We start from the raw sequence: 16,344 nt of genomic DNA on the forward strand, positions 1-16,344 counted from the left end.
CTTGAACAGCCAGAGCAGGAATACACAAGGGGCAGATCGGTTCGTCGCGCCATTTCCCGTTCCTTTTCGCAGGGTCACCAACTGAGCCAGAAAAATCGCCTCAGGCGTTGCCGCGTGGAAATGCCTGACCTGCCGCCAGCGCGTCGGCGAAGGCATGGTGCAGGTCGCGGTGGATGGCCTCATCCTCGCGCATGGCGAGGATCATGTCAGTGACATCCGCATCGGATGGCAAATCCCAGTACGCGATGGCCGATGCGGGTGCCGCATCGCTGCTGCGATCATCAGATCCGAGCCGAATGAGATATTCCGAGTAACCCCGGACCGCTTGCTCGGCGAAATATCCGGCCAGGCGATGCGCTGTCCGGGCGGATATCAAGTAGAGAATGAAAAAAGCATTATAGAATGCCGCTTGCGCGATGGCGATCAGGATACGTTCCCAGGCGCGAGGCTGAGCCAGCGCAATAAACGACATCAGATGAACGCGCTGGTTCTCCGCCTCGTCCATGAAGGTCCGGATCCAGCCGCGATCGTCGAGCATAAGGCGCAGGCATTTGAGATGCAGCAACGTTGCGGCGACCATCGGCGGGACCGCGGCTACGGTCTCGAGCACAACGACACGATGGCCGTATCGACCGCCAAAGAGGGCGCCGGCTATCGATGTGCCCGCGCGCACGATGCCCAGCGCAATTCGGTCAGCCAGGGTGTCTGGCACGCGATGTCGAAACAGATCCGTCTTGTTGACGAGCAGCATTTTCGATCCCGTATTGGGGTACGCCTCGGCATCAGTCGCCCCGTCTTTGGGTCGGCGGGCAGGGGCTTTCCTCTTGTATGACAAGCCTTGGTATTATTGGGAATAATCGATCCAACTATTTGCGCTGGCGCAAATTGGAGGGCGTTGCCGCACACTACTATGTGACAGCGGAGGTACACCGCCAGATGTGCAGCATGAAGTCGGCGGCATGGATTACTCTCCGGACCTCGATCTTTTCGCCCGGACCGAACTGTTCCAGGGGACTCCTCCAGACGCGCTCCGATTCCTTCAAGCTTCAGCGGGACGAAGGCGTCTCGCCGCCGGCGATATCCTGTTTCAACAGGGCGACCGCACAACGTCCCTTTTTGTCGTGATTGCGGGCCGGTTGCGGGCGTCGCAGATGGCCCAGGACGGTCAGCAGATTATCATCCGTTATCTTGGTCCGGGAGAGGTTGCGGGCTACGCGGCACTTGTGGGCAGTGATACCCATCCCGGCACGGTGACCGCAGTGGACGATAGTCATCTGATCGGCTGGACGAGCGCCATTGTCAGACAGATCATGGAGCGTTATCCCGTCGTTGCCATCAACGCCCTCACGCTGTTGGGCCAGCGGTATCACGAGATGCAGATCCGTGTGCGTGAACTGTCGACCGAACGGGTCGAGCGTCGGATTGGTCATACCCTTCTTCGTCTGGCGCACCAGTCGGGGCGCCGCACGGCGCGCGGCATCGAGATCGCGTTTCCGCTGTCCCGCCGTGACCTCGCCGAAATGGTCGGGACCACCCTGCATACCGTCAGCAGGACGCTTAGCGCCTGGGAAGAGCGGGGCATCGTCAGTTGCGGGCGGTGCCGCGTGGTCCTGTGCAAGCCGCATGCTCTCGTGGCCATCGCGGACGAGGAGGAATAGTTCGGGCCTTGCGGTCCAAATCTAGCATTCACGTTCCGCTGGTGCGGGTGGCTGCCTACTCCGTTGCGATTTGCCTCAATGCCAACACTCCGGCGAAGGCACAATCGACGATCTCGGAAAATACGAGCTCCATTTCTCTGAACACGGTCCGGTCAGGTTCGCTCTCGGTAAGCGCGTCAAGCTCCGATAGAAGCGATAGAAAGGCAGCGATTTGATTTCTGCAGTCGCGTGCCTGGACAAGCTGCCGCCGGGAGAAGCGGCGCTTTTCAAGCATCGCAAATCGATCGAGGGCCCCAGCCAGAGAATCCTGACACGTGCAGTCCAAGTTAACCTGCGTGAGAACATGCCGCAGCCGGTTGACGACATCGATGGTTCCGTCCTGCGGTAGGCGCCGTGCTGCAATCGCCATATGGGGCCCCAAAAGGTTGCTAGAGCATGTGTTGCTAGAGCATGTGCGGTTTGATCGGCTCACGGAATCCGGGTCGCTGGTTGGTGCGGGCGTCGGGTGCCACGGAGAGAAAGCCGGCCACTCCGTGGAGAAGCCCGTTGGAAAAGGGCACGTCCGGATAAAGTTGCGCAAGACCTCGCGTTCCGCTCTCCGCATCCTCCCGGCCATCAAGGACTGCGCGGAAGATGCTGATGACCGCGACCATGTCGCAATCCTGCGGCGACAGGCGAAATGACCCGACGCCGGCTTCGCTCAAGGCATCGGCGTCGCCCAGCAGGTTGGCGCAGGTGGACGACAGGGTCTGAACGCCGTTGACTGTCAGGAAGTCGGCGCCATCCAGCGTCTTCAGCATCAATCCATCCGGGTCCCGCTCGCAGACGAACTGGCAATTGTCTTTTGTCAGCTTGTGAAGGCGCGCGTGATAGCAGCGGGCGGAGATTGCCAGAGGCACCCGACCGAAGGCGAATATGTCGATCAGGACGCTGGGAAGCGCGGCAGCAATCGCCGCGATCGAAGACATCGGCAGCTCCGGCGGGAGGCAGAGTCTTGTCGCGCCACGCTGGGCGTGGAACGCGGCGCTGGCCTCGTTATAGATGTTGATGAACGGACCGATCGCATGAGGGCGACCGACAAGTGGCTTGAGACAGGTCAGATCGTTCACCTCGACCAGGAGCTCTGCCGTGTTGACGAGCTCGGCCATCTGCCGCCGCTCGCGCGGCAGCGAGGTCAGGATCAGGGAGCCGAGCAGGACTTGTTTTCCGGCGGCGCGGAGCCGCTCAACGACCGCAGGCAGATGTGGAGCGATGAAGGGCGATCGCTTCGAGCAGACGATCTCTCCAATCACGACGGTGTCGACCGGCGCCTCGTCCGCAATGCGAAAGTAGAAGTCGCGCCAGCGTTCCGGCGCCCAATTATAAAGAACTGGGCCGAGGCTGAGCTGCATGAAACCATTCCTCCGGTCGGTTTTCTCTAGTCATTCAACAAAGACGGCTGGGACGTTCACCTCCAGGTCTTGCGATAGGCACCTACGGTCGTAGCCTGACCTTCCGTGAATGGCATAAGTTGCCCGGCATCGATCGGCAGGCCGGAGTCCAGCGCGTTGAGAGCCTGACGGAAGTGCCGCACGACACCCTCGACATAGGCTCGGCCGCGCTGGCGCCCTTCGATCTTGAGCGCCGTAACGCCGGCGTCGCGCAGCCCGGCAAGCAAGGTTGCAGCGTCAAGGCTCACGGGATCTTCGAAGATGTAACCGGTGCCGTGTTTGGTCGTGAAGCGACCTTTGCAAAGCGTCGGATAGCCGGCGGCTTCACCGATCTCGAAGCTGTTGATCGTGAATCCACCGAGGCGCGACTTCGTCCTGCCGTTCTCCTGCTCATAGGCGACATGGCTTGCGGGTGAACATACGCCCTGCATGTTCGGCGACTGCCCGGTGGCATAGGACGACAGCGAGCAGCGGCCTTCAGCCATCACGCAAAGGCCGCCGAAGACGAACACTTCGGTCTCGCAGGTGATCTCGCGGACGATGCCAGCTATTTCCGCGACGCTCAGGACGCGGGGCAAGACGACGCGACGGGCGCCGAATGTCTCGGCGTAAAAAGCCATGGCATCCGCGTTGGCGGCGGCCGCCTGCACCGAGACGTGCAAGCGTTGGGCAGGATGGCGGCGAGCTGCATATTCCAGCAGGCCGACATCGGCCAGGATTAGCGCGTCAGCTTTGGCCGCAACAGCGTCGTCTATCGCCCGATGCCAGAGACTGACGGCGCCCGCGCGCGGGAATGTGTTGATGGCGACCAGGACCTTCACGCCGCGGCGATGTGCAAGCGCGATCGCATCGGAGAGTTCGGCGCGGCTGAAATTCAGACCCGGAAAGTTTCGTGCATTGGTCTCGTCGTTGAAGCCGCAATAGATCGCATCGGCTCCGGCGTCGATCGCGGTCTTCAATGCGGCTGGTGTGCCCGCGGGACAGATCAGCTCCATCGTCAAATCCCTTTGTGCGATCGATTTGAGGCGCCGGCCACCGTTCGAGCAATTTGCAGCGTGCGTTTCAATGGTTCGGCCAGTGGTCCGAATATGCTGGCGATCTCCGCCACCGGGTCGAGTTGCGCGTCATCAATCGCGTTGCGAAGCGCGAGCACCGCCTCGACATCACCTTCCACCACGAGGTCGCGCGAAAACAGCAATGCATCGCCGTCAAGGCTGCCTTCGATCAGACCAAATAGCCCGGCTAACGGACTGGAAATCCGAGCGTCAACATCATCCGGCAGGTTGCGCACCACCGACAGCCGCGGGCGGGAAGGGGCGGGCTCGAGCAGAAAGCCAAAGGGCAGATCGGTCGGCTTGATGCCAAATCGTTTTCGGGCATGCTCGCCGAGCCTGTCGAACATCCTCGGATGTTCCCTGCAAATGCGAAGCAGCACGACCGTGAGTACAGTCTGAAGCGGCAACAGCGGCAACGGGCGCACAGCAAGCGCCAGCAATGGAGGCACCGGCAACGGTGACGGCGCAGGCGAGGTCATTTTCGAAAAGTTCATTCCGTCAGGATAGAGCGATGATCACGAGCGTTGTTTGTGCAAGAACAAAGAAGACCTGGAATTTTGCTGCATAGGAGTCTCTGTGTCTTAAGGAGAAGCCTCTTGTTACGTCGCGACGTGCCGAATTTTCAGGAACTGCACGACTTCCTGGTTTTTCTCGAGAGCAAGGGGCAATTGCGACGCATTCGCGAGAAGGTGTCGGTGGTGCACGACATCACGGAAATCCATCGTCGCGTTCTTCGCGCGGAAGGACCGGCCCTTCTGTTCGAACAGCCGGTGAGGGCGGATGGGGCTCCTTCGGATATGCCGCTGCTGACCAATCTTTTCGGTACGATCGAACGGGTGGCCTGGGGATTTGGCGTGCGGCCGGACCGGCTGAGGGAGCTTGGCGAACTGATGGCCGAACTGCGCGCGCCCCGGCCGCCGCAAAGCCTGATCGACGCATGGCGCAAGCTTCCCCTTGCAAGGGCCGCGCTGGCGACCCGGCCGCGCACGATTTCAGCGGCGCTGGTGCAGGAATGTATCGCAACCGGCGACGCCATAGACCTCGGCATTTTGCCGGCCCAGGTCTGCTGGCCCGGAGAGCCGGCGCCCCTGATCACCTGGCCGCTGGTCATGACTGCGCCGCCCGAGCCCGCCGCTTTGGGCCAGGACAACATGGGAGTCTACCGGATACAGGTGCTGGGCCGCGACAGCGCCATCATGCGCTGGCTGCCGCATCGCGGCGGTGCCCGTCACCACGATCAGTGGAAAAGGCTTGGCCGGGACATGCCGGTCGCCATCGTCATCGGCGCCGATCCTGCGACCATCCTGGCTGCGGTCTTGCCTGCGCCGGAAGCGATCTCCGAACTGCGGCTGGCTGGCATGCTGCGCGGGCAGCGGCTGGATCTGGTCCGCTGCATCACCGTTCCGCTCTCGGTGCCCGCCACGGCCGAAATCGTCATCGAGGGTTATGTGTCCGCGACGGAAACGGCGCCCGAGGGTCCTTATGGCGACCACACCGGCTATTATAATTCCGTCGAGGAGTTTCCTGTGTTGCGCGTGACGGCGGTGACCCGGCGGCGCAAGTCGATCTATCTCTCGACCTTCACCGGACGTCCGCCGGACGAGCCGTCCCGCATCGGCGAGGCGCTCAATCATCTGTTCCTGCCTCTGGTACAACAGCAGTTTCCGGAAGTTATCGACCTCTGGCTCCCGCCGGAAGCGTGTTCTTACCGGATCGCGGTTGCGGCCATTTCCAAGCGCTATCCAGGGCAGGCGCGGCGCGTGATGCTCGGGCTGTGGTCAATGCTGCCCCAGCTCACCTACACCAAGTTTCTCATCGTCGTCGATGGCGATATCGATATCCGCGACTGGCGTTCCGTGATGTGGGCGGTTGCTACGCGCAGCGACAGTTCGCGTGATCTCGTCACGCTTGCCGATACCCCGATCGACTATCTCGACTTCGCCTCGCCAAAACCAGGTCTTGGCGGCAAACTCGGAATCGATGCAACGACAAAGATGCCGCCGGAAACCGAGCGTGCATGGGGCGAGGTGCTGACCATGGACCCAGACGTGGTGGCACGCGTCGACGCCATGTGGCCGGTCCTGGGTCTCGGTGGATAAGCCTTGCCGATCTTCGACGCGATGCTGGCTATAGTGTCCTCAAGAAATCCCAGCTGACTTCCCAGAGACTAGCGCATCGGCGGCATCGCTGATGCCGACATAGATCTCATTGAGGTCGGCCGCTGTGACGCAATAAGGCGGCATAACGTAGATCGTATTGCCGAGCGGCCGCAGCAAGAGATTTCGGTCGCGAAAAAAGGCTTGAAGCTTCGGACCAATGTCAGCGAGGTAGCCCCCGTCGGGGACTGCCAAATCAAGCGCGGTGATGGTGCCGACCCGGCGAACGTTGTTGAAGCGTGCGTCCGCGCGAAACGATTCAATTCCTTCTTCTTGCATTGCTGCCACGGATGCGATGCGCTTTCGAACTTCCGGTTCTTGCCAAAGATCCAGGTTCGCTTTCGCGGCGGCGCACGCGATCGGATTGGCCGTGTATGAGCTCGAATGAAAGAACGTGCGCGCGCGATCTTTCGAATAGTGGGCGTCAAAGATATCGGCGCGGCAGAGTGTCACGGCGAGCGGAAGCGATCCGCCAGTGAGGCCTTTGGAATAGCAGGCGATGTCGGGCGACACGTCCGCCTGCTCAGACGCGAACAATGTCCCCGTCCGGCCCCAACCGGTCATGACTTCATCGGCAATGAACAGGACATTAGATGCCTCGCAGATCCGCTTCATCTCTCTCAGCACCCAGGCTGGATACATCAGCATCCCGCCCGCGCCCAGGATCAGCGGCTCCACAATGAACGCGGCCGGATTGTCGTTGCGACACGCAGCTTCGAGCGCATCAAGCGTTGCCTGTTCGCGACCGCGTTCCGGAAACGGCACTGAGGTGACGTCGAACAGTAACGGTTCATATGCCGCGTTGAATACACCTCGTGCGCCGACCGACATCGTACCCACCGTGTCGCCGTGGTAGGAGTGCTGCATCACGACAATGCGCGAGCGCGGCTCGCCGATGTTGTGCCAGTAGCCGAGCGCCATTTTCAGCGCGACCTCCACGCTGGTCGAGCCGCTGTCGGAAAAAAAGACGTAATCGAGGCCACGGGGGGCCAATTTCAGAAGCAGCGCAGCGCTCTCTTCCGCCGGTTCGTGGGTATGGCCAGCAAAGATAATCTGGTTGAGCTGCTCCGCCTGCTTCTGAATGGCGCTTACGATGTGCGGATGGCAGTGGCCGTGGGTCACGACCCACCAGGACGCGATTGCATCGATAATACGACGGTCGTCTGCGGTATAGAGATAGGCGCCTTCTCCGCGCACAACCTTCGTCATCGCGCCCTGCAGCGCGTGTTGCGTGAATGGATGCCAGATGCGGGACTGCTTTTCGTGCATCATGGCTTGAAATCGTCGCGGTTAAATGAGCCTTCGAAGGCGGTCCGCAGCGCGTCCGGGCTTAGAGGGGAAAGCCAGGGCAATCGTCCAAGCTTCCGTATCCGTCCGATCCTGCAGATCGTGGTCTCGGTATCGGTGTTTTCGTCGCCAATGAATGCAATCCCGAGAACATCGATCCTACGATGTCGCAGCGCTTCGATCGACAGCAGCGAATGATTGATGGTGCCGAGCGCAGTGCGCGCGCAAAGCAGGACCGGAAGCTGCCAGCGCGCAAAGATGTCAATGTACAGCTCGCTGCGGCTAAGCGGCACCAGCAGCCCGCCAGCGCCCTCTATCACAAGCGGACACTTGCCGGTATCAGGCACGTGGAGCGACTCCGTATCGATGCCAAGTCCGTCAATCTCGGCAGCCAGATGGGGCGAAGCGGGTGTCTTAAGACGGTAACGCTCTGGCACGATGCGATCGCAGGAGAGGCCGCCCAGCCGCGCGACGTGCTCAGAATCAGTCTCCTCGTCGAGACCCGCTTGAACAGGCTTCCAATATTTGGCGCCGAGGAAACCGGTGAGTCCTGCCGCGAAGACTGTTTTGCCGATCCCGGTGTCCGTGCCAGTCACCACGATCCGCTCGCTCATGGGGACGTGGCCCTTGTCTCTTCGGACAGGGCATCGAGCATTGCCCGCACATCATCTTCGCCGACGTTGAGGGTTATAGAGATCCGCAACCGTGCCGTGCCTGCCGGTACGGTTGGCGGTCGGACTCCACGGATGTCAAAGCCTCGAGCCTGCAACGCAGCCGCCAAAGCCATCGCACGGGCATTGTCGCCAACGATATAGGGCACGATCTGCGAGCGTGAAGGACTTCGGCTGCCGCGCACGGCGAGCTCTCGATGCGTGAACGCGACCAGGCTGGCCAGACGTTGCTGCCGGTCAGGTTCCTGCTGCAGGATTGATAGCGCCTCCTGCACAGCAACAGCCATCAGGGGTGACGGAGCGGTAGCGAAGATAAACGGACGGCAACGATTGACCATGAAGTCGCGCAGCACGCGGGTCAAAGTGACGATTGCTCCGGCTGCACCCAGTGCCTTGCCGCAGGTATGAATGACGATCAGGTTTTCGCGCCCCTCATAGGGGGCGGTCAGTCCTCGACCCTGCGCACCGTAGACGCCGGTGGCATGAGCCTCATCCACGATCAGGAATGCATCGTACTGGTCTGCTATCGCGACGAGTTCCGCAAGCGGCGCGAAATCGCCGTCCATGCTGTAGATGCTTTCGACCACGATCCAAACGCGGCCTGTTCCGCCTTTTGCCCGCCAGTCGCGAATCCTGTCTTCAATCGACTGCGGATCATTGTGGGCGCTTTCGCAAAATCCGGCCCGGCCAGCGCGTGCTCCTTCATGAATACTCGCGTGAACGAGAGAATCGAGGACGAGAAGGTCGCCTCGTTGCGGCAACGTTGTCAGAAGCGCAAAGTTTGCCAGATATCCGCCGCCGAAAAATAGCGTCGTCTCGGCTCCGAAGAACCTGGCAGCCTCTGCCTCGAGCTGTTCATGCTCCTCGCAATTTCCGCGCAGAAGCCGTGACCCGCCGCTTCCGATCGGTGTGCCTGCCTCGAGTGCGGCTGCGACGGCGTTCCTCATGCGCGGCGCGCTCGCCAGTGCAAGATAGTCGTTCGACACGAAATCGATACCTGCACGCGGCTTGAGGCCGCGCAGCCGGTCATCGTCCTTCAAGGCCTGCAAGGCGGTGTGATAGCTGACAGTCTTGTCCGTATGGATTGCGTTCATTGCCTCGAGTCCCGGACAAGCAATCAGTTGGGCGAGTTGACAGCAGACTAAGCGACGTGGCTCTGGCCAAGCCGGGATGTCATGCCGAGCCGCTGCAGCAACTTCGCATCGCGATCGCGCTGCGGGTTCTTGGTGGTCAGGAGGACGTCGCCGATGAAGATCGAGTTAGCGCCGGCGAGGAAACAGAGTGCCTGCAGCTCGTCGGTCATGTACTGTCGTCCAGCGGAGAGCCGCACCACGCTCTTCGGCATCAGGATGCGGGCGACCGCGATCAGCCGCACCAGCGCGATCGGATCGGGTCGCTCGGCGATGTCGTTGACCGGGACGCCCTTGACCTCGTTCCAGAGGTTGATCGGCACGCTCTCCGGATGAACAGGCAGATTGGCGAGCAGAACCAGCATACCCAGCCGGTCATCAACGCGTTCACCCATGCCGATGATGCCGCCACAACAGACCTTGATGCCGGCGTCGCGCGCGTGTGTCAGCGTATCGATGCGATCCTGCAGGGTGCGGGTGGTGATGATCTTGTCGTAGAACTCGGGCGACGTGTCGACATTGTGATTGTAGAAGTCGAGCCCGGCTTCGGCGAGCCGCGCGGCCTGGCCCGGCGTCAGCATGCCGAGCGTGACGCAGGTCTCCATGCCGAGGCCTTTCACCGCGCTGACCATATCGCAGACCTTCTCGAGGTCACGGTCTTTCGGATTGCGCCAGGCGGCGGCCATGCAGAAGCGGGTGGCGCCGGCGTCCTTGGCGCGCTCAGCGGTTGCGATCACATCCGCGTGGTCCATCAGGCGCGTGGCCTTCAGGCCGGTGTCGTAATGTGCGCTCTGTGAGCAGTAGCCGCAGTCTTCCGGACAGCCGCCAGTCTTGATGCTGAGCAGGCTCGCCGTTTCGACATGGTTCGGATCGAAATGCTTGCGATGAATGCTCTGGGCACGAAAGATCAGGTCGGGAAAGGGAAGGGCGTAGAGCGCTTCGGCCTCTGCGCGGTCCCAGTCGGTGCGGACCGCTTCGGTGTTGCGGCTGTCGCCCTCTTTCGCTTCTACGGCATGCACCATAGGACTTGCCCTCTCTTGGATATTATCATAGATAATCCTGAGTTTTATCTATGATACTGGTCTTTGGACCAACGCTAGCCGAGGCCGTACGCAAATGCACTCGTTTTTATGATAGATAATCTATGATGGCCGACGAGAACACAACGACAGCGGGGCGCATTGCCGAGTCAATCGGGGCGCGCATCATCAGCGGCGCATTGCAGCCGGATGCGCCGCTCCGGCAGGACCACATTGCGCGGGAATTCAGTTCAAGCCACGTCCCGGTACGCGAGGCGTTCCGGCAACTGGAAGCTCAACATCTTGTTGTCGCTGTGCCCCGTCGCGGTGTGCGCGTTGCGCCGCTCGATACCAACTCCGTGAAGGAAATTGCCGAGATGCGTGCAGCGCTCGAAGTCGTCGCGTTGCGGAACGCCGCGCCGAAATTGACGTCAGCTCATTTGGCGCGGATCGAATTGGCGCTGATTGAGGGAGACAACGCTGAGACGATCCAGGACTTTGAGACTGCCAACCGCGCCTTTCACCACGCGCTGGTGGCGCCCTGTGCGATGCCGCGACTGCTCGCCAGCCTCGACGGTTTGCAGCTTGCAAATTCGCGCTTGGTGTTCGCACTGGCGCGTAATGCCGGCTGGCGACCGCGGTCCAATCAGGATCATCGCTTGATCCTGCAAGCGCTGCGAGCGCGCAATCTCGATCAGGCCTGTGGTCTGCTCGCCCGTCACATCCAAACCATCGAGCGCCTCGCAATTCCCGCCTCGTGAGCGGAAGTGTCCTATTGTGGCTCGATTCCCGCAGCCTTGATGATCCGCGCCCATTTGTCGATCTCGGCCTTCAGGAAAGCTTCGAGCGCTTCGGGAGTTGCGCGTTCGGTTTCGACCGGGGTCATGCTGAGCTCAGCAAAGCGGCTGACGAGTGGCGGGTCCTTGAGGGCCGTCTGCAGGGCGCTGACCAGCACGTCGACCACCGGCTTCGGAGTGTTGCGGGGCGCATAGAGGGCATACCAGGTGGTCACATCGAACGCGGGAATGCCGGCTTCCGCCGAAGTCGGAACGTCCGGCAGCGTCGCGACGCGTTTCTTGCTGGTGATCGCATAGCCCTTGATGGTGCCAGACTGGATATAGGGCGTAGGCCCTGTAGCCGGATCGCAATAGACATCGATATGGCCGGCGATGACGTCGTTGAGCGCTGGCCCACCGCCCTTGTAATAGACCGACGTGAGCTTGGTGTCGGTCGTGCTCATGAACATCAGGCCGCAGAGTTGCGAGGCGGAGCCGAGGCCAACATTGCCGAACGTCATCTTGTCGCCGTCGCTGCGAATCCGCCCGACCAATTCCTTCAGATCCTTGGCGGGAAAGTTCGGCCGCGCGACCAGGATCATCGGCACGTCGGTGACGAGGCCGATCATGGCGAAGTCGCCGACCGGATCGAACGGAAGCTTGGCGTAGAGCGACGGAGCGGTCGCCTGACCGACATGCATCAGCAGCAGCGTATAGCCGTCAGGCGGCGCCTTGGCGACACGGTTAGTGCCCAGCGTGCCACCGGCGCCGACCACATTCTCGATCACGATCGACTGCTTCAGTGTCGCGCTCATTGCGCTGCCGAGAATTCGCGCAATCACGTCACCAGGACCGCCGGCCGAGAAGGGCACGATCATGGTGATCGGGCGGGAGGGATAGTCCTGCGCGAATGCCGTCGCGCATGGTGACAGCAGCAGAAGCAGGATCAGCGATCGTACCAAAGACATCATCACGCACTCCCTCCCTTTGCGCTTCGCCTATGGGTCGGGAAGCGTCATTTCCTTGGCCGATGTCCGCTCGATCATGTCGAGCGCGGCGACAGCCGCCGCCTTGACATGATCGACGCAGCAGCGTTCGGCGAGTTCCTCGTCTCCGCTCTGGATCGCGCGCCAGATCGCCGTGACCTCGCGCAAGCTCTTGTTGATCCGCTTCGGCTGCGACATCGAGGTGATCCGCAGCAGCGTGATCCGGTCATGCAACGGCTTGAGCATGCGCTCGATAAAGGCGTTGCGGCAGCCGCCGATCAGCGCGCCGTAGAAGTCGGTCTTGGCCTCGAGACACCCGGTGAGGTCCTGTTTCGCGGCCGCCGTCTTCAGCCGGGTCAAAGCATCGCCGATCCGGCGCACCACTTCGGGATCGTGCAGACGGGCGCATTCGCGGCCTGCAAATCCCTCCAGCACCGCACGGGCGGCATAGAGCTGCCGGGCCTCCTCGAGGCTGATCCGGCTGACCACCGGGCCGCGGTGGGGGATGGTGTTGACCAGCCCGTCAGCCTCCAGCAGCCGCAGCGCTTCCCGGATCGAGGGGCGGCTGACGCCCATCATCTCGCACAGCTCGCGCTCGACCAGCCGCTGGCCGGGTTTGAGCGTGCCGGACATTATCGCCTCGCGCAGCTTTTGTGCGACCATCTTCCTGACGGTCGGGACGTCTTCGATGCGAAGCGTGGACTGCAGTTCGGCGCGTCGGTCCATTTGCGAGATGCCTTCGTTCTATTGCGGGTTCACCAGCGATTTACCGGCAGAATCAGCATTTGTCGCTCTCTCGAGATCGGTTTGTTCATGCGATCGACCAGCCTCCGTCGATCGGCAGGCTGGCCCCGGTGATGTCCTGCGCGGCAGCGCTGCAGAGGAACACCACCAGGGCGCCAACGGCTTCCATCCCGATGAACCGGCCGGAGGGCTGGCGCTCCGAGAGATATTTTTCTGTCGCGCGGTCCACCGTCTCGCCATCCTTGGCCGCAATGGAAGCGATCTTGCTCTGGATGGCGGGGGTCGGCAGCGTCCCCGGGGAGACCGCGTTGCAGGTGATTCCGGTGCGCGCGGTCTCCAGCGCGACGGCGCGGGTGATGCCGAGGATCGCCGTCTTGGTGGTGACATAGTCGATGCGATCTTCGACCGCTCGGGTCGAATAGATGGAGGCCATGTTGATGATGCGGCCCCACCCGCGCTGCTTCATGGCGGGCAGTGCGAGGCGGATCAAATGGAAGGGCGCGGACACGTTCACCGCCAGCGCGCGCTCCCATTGATCCGGCGGAAAGTGCTCGACTGCCGCGAAATGCCGGACCACGGCATTGTTGACGAGGATATCGATCGCGCCGCAGCGACGAAGCAGGTCGGCCAGCATGGCCTCGATGGCGGAGCGCTGTGACAGGTCGGCTCCCGCAGCGATCACTTCGACGCCGAACCGGGCGCGCAACCGGTCCGCGGATTCGTTCGGCACGATGAGATCATGCAGGACGATATTGGCCCCCGCGCCGGCAAGGCTTTCCGCCACCGCCAATCCCAGGCCGGCGGTCGCCCCGGTTACGAGTGCCCATTTGTCCTTCATAGCGCGGCGGTTCCCTATTTCTTGTCGAGTTCGGCGTCACTGCGGGTGGCGTTGTCAGCTCTTCGGCCAGAACGGCTGCGCCGGCGCGAGCTCGGGCGGGAACACCGTCACCGGCACACCGGACTGCCACTGCACGATGGTCATGCCGGCGCCGACGCGACGGCCCTTCTCGTCGAACTTGATCTCACCCAGCGGGTAGTATTTCGAGGGACCGGCATCCATGCTGCGCAGGGCCTCGGCGACGGCAACGCGGTCGGCCTTGCCGGCCTTCTCCAGCGCATCCTTGATCACCCACATGTCGCCATAGGTGGAGATCGCGTTCTGCGTCATCCACGGCTCCTTGTAGCGGGTCTTCAGCTCGGCGATCAGTGCCTCATGTCCCTTGGCGCCCCAGCTTGCGACGCAGGTCAGGACGCCTTGAAGCAGCTCGGGGCTGACGGTCTGCAGCATGTCCGGTTCGGCGATCGCGATGCCGAACGAGATGGTCGGCACCTTGCCCTGGCCGAGACCGAATTCGTTCATCTTTTCCAGCAGCAGTTTCGCGTCCGAAATCACCGTCGGCAGGAAGAAGAGAAGATCGGGTTTCGCGGAGCGAATCTTCTGCACCAGCGGCGTCGCATCGGCGAGTGGCGGCGTGAACGTCTCATCGACGATCAACTGCAACTGGTTTTCCGCCAAAAGGCTCTCGCGCATCGATTTCGCGGATGCGATGGACGCCGCCGTATTGTCGGTGAGGATCGCAACCGTCTTCGGCCGCTTGCCGGAAGCCGTCTCCGCCAGCTTGATGATCTGCGGCAACGCCTGACGAGCCTGCGAGCCCGCCGTTGCCGAGGTCTGGAAAACGTATTTGAAGCCGCGATCGGTGATCAGGTCCGAGTAGGAGAGAGTGAGGACGGGCAGGTTGGCGCGCTCGGTGACCTCGGTGACGGCGAGCGTGAACGAGGAGAGATAGGCGCCGCTCGCCGCGACCAGGTCGGGCTCCTGCGCGACCATGCGCTGGGCGGCATTCTTGGCCTTTTCCGTGGTGTCGCCGGAATCCAGCACCAGCAGTTTCAGCTTGGCGCCGCCGAGCGCCTTAATGCCGCCTTGAGCATTGATGTGATCGACAGCCATTTCGGCGCCTTCACGCATGACCGTCCCCGGGCGCGCATAGAGCCCGGAGATCGGCACCAGCAAGCCGACCTTCACTTCCGAGGGCTGCTGTGCCCACGCGCGGGATGCGATCACCGTGCTGGACGCGCCCACAAGCAGCGTTCGCCGCGTCACTGCGGTTCGGTTCTTCCCAGTCATGACGATTCTCCTCCGCGAATGGTCACGAGGCTGCCATCAGGGATTTCTTCGGCCAGAACGGCTGCGATTGCGCGAGTTCAGGCGGATAGACGGTGACCGGCACGCCCGATTGCCACTGCACGATGACGACGCCGGCGCCGACTCGGCGGCCCTTCTCGTCGAATTTGAGCTGGCCGCCCGGATAGTATTTCGACGGGCCGGCATCCATGGTGCGGAAGGCCTGCGCCACGGCCTGGCGATCAGCCTTGCCGGCCTTCTCCAGCGCTTCCTTCATCAGCCACATGTCGCCATAGGTCGAGATGACATTCTGTGTCATCCAGGGCTCCTTGTATTTGGCCTTGAGCTCCGCGATCAGATCCTCATGACCCTTCGACCCCCAGTTTGCGACGATCGTCATGATGCCCTGCACGACGTCGGGGCTGACGCTTTGCAGCATGTCCGGTTCTGCGATGGTGATGCTGAAGGAGACGGTCGGGACCTTGCCCTGGCCGAGGCCGAATTCGCTGATTTTCTCAAGCCCGAGCTTCGCGTCGGATACAGCGTTGGGCATGAACAGCAGCAGGTCCGGCTTCGCGGAGCGGACCTTCTGGATCAGAGGAGTCGCATCGGACAGGGGTGGCGTCCAGACTTCCTCGACGACGAGCTGCAGTCCTTCCTGCGCGAACAGTTTTTCCTTGAGCGCCTTGGCGGTTGCGACCGAGGTCGCGGTGTTGTCCATCAACATCGCCACGGTTTTCGGCCGCTTGCCGGATGCAGCTTCGGCCAGTTTCATCAGCGTCGGCAATCCGAGTTCGGATTGACGGCTTGCGGTTGCCGCGGTCTGGAAGATGTATTTGAAGCCGCGGTCGGTCAGCAGATCCGAATAGGACAACGTCAGCACCGGCAATTCAGCGCGCTCGGTTACCTCGGTGACCGCCAAAGTGAAAGAGGAGAGATAGGCGCCGGTGGCGGCGACAAGGTCGGGCTCCTGCGCCACCATGCGCTGCGCTGCGTTCTTGGCTTTCTCGGTGGTATCGCCGCAGTCGATCACGACCAGCTTCAGCTTCGCGCCGCCGAGCGCCTTGACACCGCCCTGCGCATTGATGTGCTCGATGCCCATCTCGGCGCCCATCTTCATCACCTGGCCCGGTCGGGTATAGATGCCGGACAACGGTACGATCAGGCCGACCTTGACCTCAGCCGGTTGCTGTGCGCGCGCCACCCGCGTGAGACCGACGGCGGCGGCAGCCGACAGCACGCTACGGCGGGTCAATCCCTTGGTCGTCTTGTTCATCTTGTTCTCGCTCCCCATTGTTCGTTGGCTC

At 62.0% G+C, this 16,344-nt stretch carries 17 protein-coding genes; 3 read left to right on the plus strand and 14 right to left on the minus strand.

Annotated elements, in window-relative coordinates; genetic code table 11:
- Positions 1-100 precede the first annotated feature (100 nt).
- A complete protein-coding gene (locus OZ411_RS10395) occupies positions 101-751 on the minus strand; it encodes an alternative oxidase (protein ID WP_282527850.1) in 651 nt (216 codons plus the stop codon).
- Between the two features lie 187 nt (positions 752-938).
- Here OZ411_RS10395 and OZ411_RS10400 point away from each other — a divergent pair, with 187 nt between their 5' ends.
- Positions 939-1,658, plus strand: coding sequence for a Crp/Fnr family transcriptional regulator (locus OZ411_RS10400; RefSeq protein ID WP_282527851.1), 720 nt, complete (start codon positions 939-941; stop codon positions 1,656-1,658).
- Positions 1,659-1,713: 55 nt separating this feature from the next.
- On the opposite strand, the gene OZ411_RS10405 is transcribed toward OZ411_RS10400, so the two are convergent.
- From OZ411_RS10405 to OZ411_RS10420, 4 genes are read right to left on the minus strand one after another with little or no spacing between them, the layout of a single operon-like run.
- The gene (locus tag OZ411_RS10405) at positions 1,714-2,067 is read right to left on the minus strand and encodes a hypothetical protein (RefSeq protein ID WP_282527852.1); all 354 of its coding nucleotides are present in this window, start codon (positions 2,065-2,067) and stop codon (positions 1,714-1,716) included.
- Positions 2,068-2,101: 34 nt separating this feature from the next.
- A complete protein-coding gene (locus OZ411_RS10410; RefSeq protein ID WP_282527853.1) occupies positions 2,102-3,049 on the minus strand; it encodes a U32 family peptidase in 948 nt (315 codons plus the stop codon).
- Between the two features lie 56 nt (positions 3,050-3,105).
- Entirely contained in the window at positions 3,106-4,083 is a 978-nt protein-coding gene (locus OZ411_RS10415; protein WP_282527854.1) for a peptidase U32 family protein, read from the minus strand.
- A 2-nt stretch (positions 4,084-4,085) separates the two neighbouring features.
- Positions 4,086-4,622: an SCP2 sterol-binding domain-containing protein gene (locus OZ411_RS10420; protein WP_282527855.1), complete on the minus strand. Its 537-nt coding sequence runs from the start codon at positions 4,620-4,622 to the stop codon at positions 4,086-4,088.
- 117 nt (positions 4,623-4,739) lie between these two features.
- Here OZ411_RS10420 and OZ411_RS10425 point away from each other — a divergent pair, with 117 nt between their 5' ends.
- Positions 4,740-6,242, plus strand: coding sequence for a UbiD family decarboxylase (locus tag OZ411_RS10425; RefSeq protein ID WP_282527856.1), 1,503 nt, complete (start codon positions 4,740-4,742; stop codon positions 6,240-6,242).
- A gap of 39 nt (positions 6,243-6,281) precedes the next feature.
- On the opposite strand, the gene OZ411_RS10430 is transcribed toward OZ411_RS10425, so the two are convergent.
- From OZ411_RS10430 to bioB, 4 genes are read right to left on the minus strand one after another with little or no spacing between them, the layout of a single operon-like run.
- Entirely contained in the window at positions 6,282-7,571 is a 1,290-nt protein-coding gene (locus tag OZ411_RS10430) for an adenosylmethionine--8-amino-7-oxononanoate transaminase (protein WP_282527857.1), read from the minus strand.
- Positions 7,568-8,200: a dethiobiotin synthase gene (gene bioD / locus OZ411_RS10435; RefSeq protein ID WP_282527858.1), complete on the minus strand. Its 633-nt coding sequence runs from the start codon at positions 8,198-8,200 to the stop codon at positions 7,568-7,570. The genes OZ411_RS10430 and bioD overlap by 4 nt, the downstream gene beginning before the upstream one ends.
- Positions 8,197-9,351, minus strand: coding sequence for an 8-amino-7-oxononanoate synthase (locus OZ411_RS10440; RefSeq protein WP_282527859.1), 1,155 nt, complete (start codon positions 9,349-9,351; stop codon positions 8,197-8,199). Before OZ411_RS10440 ends, bioD begins: the two co-directional genes overlap by 4 nt.
- 47 nt (positions 9,352-9,398) lie before the next feature.
- Positions 9,399-10,409: a biotin synthase BioB gene (bioB, locus tag OZ411_RS10445; protein ID WP_282527860.1), complete on the minus strand. Its 1,011-nt coding sequence runs from the start codon at positions 10,407-10,409 to the stop codon at positions 9,399-9,401.
- A 125-nt stretch (positions 10,410-10,534) separates the two neighbouring features.
- On the opposite strand from bioB, the gene OZ411_RS10450 reads away from it, so the two are divergent.
- Positions 10,535-11,167: a GntR family transcriptional regulator gene (locus OZ411_RS10450; protein ID WP_282527861.1), complete on the plus strand. Its 633-nt coding sequence runs from the start codon at positions 10,535-10,537 to the stop codon at positions 11,165-11,167.
- A gap of 11 nt (positions 11,168-11,178) precedes the next feature.
- Here OZ411_RS10450 and OZ411_RS10455 read toward each other — a convergent pair whose 3' ends face one another.
- The 5 genes from OZ411_RS10455 to OZ411_RS10475 form a co-directional block, all read right to left on the minus strand.
- Entirely contained in the window at positions 11,179-12,153 is a 975-nt protein-coding gene (locus OZ411_RS10455) for a tripartite tricarboxylate transporter substrate-binding protein (protein WP_130576539.1), read from the minus strand.
- Between the two features lie 27 nt (positions 12,154-12,180).
- The gene (locus tag OZ411_RS10460; protein WP_130576541.1) at positions 12,181-12,894 is read right to left on the minus strand and encodes a GntR family transcriptional regulator; all 714 of its coding nucleotides are present in this window, start codon (positions 12,892-12,894) and stop codon (positions 12,181-12,183) included.
- Between the two features lie 85 nt (positions 12,895-12,979).
- A complete protein-coding gene (locus OZ411_RS10465; protein ID WP_282527862.1) occupies positions 12,980-13,750 on the minus strand; it encodes an SDR family oxidoreductase in 771 nt (256 codons plus the stop codon).
- Positions 13,751-13,804: 54 nt separating this feature from the next.
- Positions 13,805-15,040, minus strand: coding sequence for an ABC transporter substrate-binding protein (locus tag OZ411_RS10470; protein ID WP_282527863.1), 1,236 nt, complete (start codon positions 15,038-15,040; stop codon positions 13,805-13,807).
- A 22-nt stretch (positions 15,041-15,062) separates the two neighbouring features.
- Positions 15,063-16,313: an ABC transporter substrate-binding protein gene (locus tag OZ411_RS10475; protein WP_282527864.1), complete on the minus strand. Its 1,251-nt coding sequence runs from the start codon at positions 16,311-16,313 to the stop codon at positions 15,063-15,065.
- Positions 16,314-16,344 lie beyond the last annotated feature (31 nt).

This window comes from Bradyrhizobium sp. Arg237L, from assembly GCF_029990105.1.
GTDB lineage: Bacteria > Pseudomonadota > Alphaproteobacteria > Rhizobiales > Xanthobacteraceae > Bradyrhizobium.

Excerpts from the sequence above, each read along its gene's own strand:
- OZ411_RS10450 (WP_282527861.1), top strand. The coding sequence starts at position 10,535 with ATGGCCGACGAGAACACAACGACAGCGGGGCGCATTGCCGAGTCAATC.
- OZ411_RS10430 (WP_282527857.1), bottom strand. The coding sequence starts at position 7,571 with ATGATGCACGAAAAGCAGTCCCGCATCTGGCATCCATTCACGCAACAC.
- OZ411_RS10415 (WP_282527854.1), bottom strand. The coding sequence starts at position 4,083 with ATGGAGCTGATCTGTCCCGCGGGCACACCAGCCGCATTGAAGACCGCG.
- OZ411_RS10440 (WP_282527859.1), bottom strand. The coding sequence starts at position 9,351 with ATGAACGCAATCCATACGGACAAGACTGTCAGCTATCACACCGCCTTG.
- OZ411_RS10410 (WP_282527853.1), bottom strand. The coding sequence starts at position 3,049 with ATGCAGCTCAGCCTCGGCCCAGTTCTTTATAATTGGGCGCCGGAACGC.
- OZ411_RS10470 (WP_282527863.1), bottom strand. The coding sequence starts at position 15,040 with ATGACTGGGAAGAACCGAACCGCAGTGACGCGGCGAACGCTGCTTGTG.
- OZ411_RS10420 (WP_282527855.1), bottom strand. The coding sequence starts at position 4,622 with ATGACCTCGCCTGCGCCGTCACCGTTGCCGGTGCCTCCATTGCTGGCG.
- OZ411_RS10475 (WP_282527864.1), bottom strand. The coding sequence starts at position 16,313 with ATGAACAAGACGACCAAGGGATTGACCCGCCGTAGCGTGCTGTCGGCT.
- OZ411_RS10455 (WP_130576539.1), bottom strand. The coding sequence starts at position 12,153 with ATGATGTCTTTGGTACGATCGCTGATCCTGCTTCTGCTGCTGTCACCA.
- OZ411_RS10460 (WP_130576541.1), bottom strand. The coding sequence starts at position 12,894 with ATGGACCGACGCGCCGAACTGCAGTCCACGCTTCGCATCGAAGACGTC.
- OZ411_RS10395 (WP_282527850.1), bottom strand. The coding sequence starts at position 751 with ATGCTGCTCGTCAACAAGACGGATCTGTTTCGACATCGCGTGCCAGAC.
- bioB (WP_282527860.1), bottom strand. The coding sequence starts at position 10,409 with ATGGTGCATGCCGTAGAAGCGAAAGAGGGCGACAGCCGCAACACCGAA.
- OZ411_RS10405 (WP_282527852.1), bottom strand. The coding sequence starts at position 2,067 with ATGGCGATTGCAGCACGGCGCCTACCGCAGGACGGAACCATCGATGTC.
- bioD (WP_282527858.1), bottom strand. The coding sequence starts at position 8,200 with ATGAGCGAGCGGATCGTGGTGACTGGCACGGACACCGGGATCGGCAAA.
- OZ411_RS10465 (WP_282527862.1), bottom strand. The coding sequence starts at position 13,750 with ATGAAGGACAAATGGGCACTCGTAACCGGGGCGACCGCCGGCCTGGGA.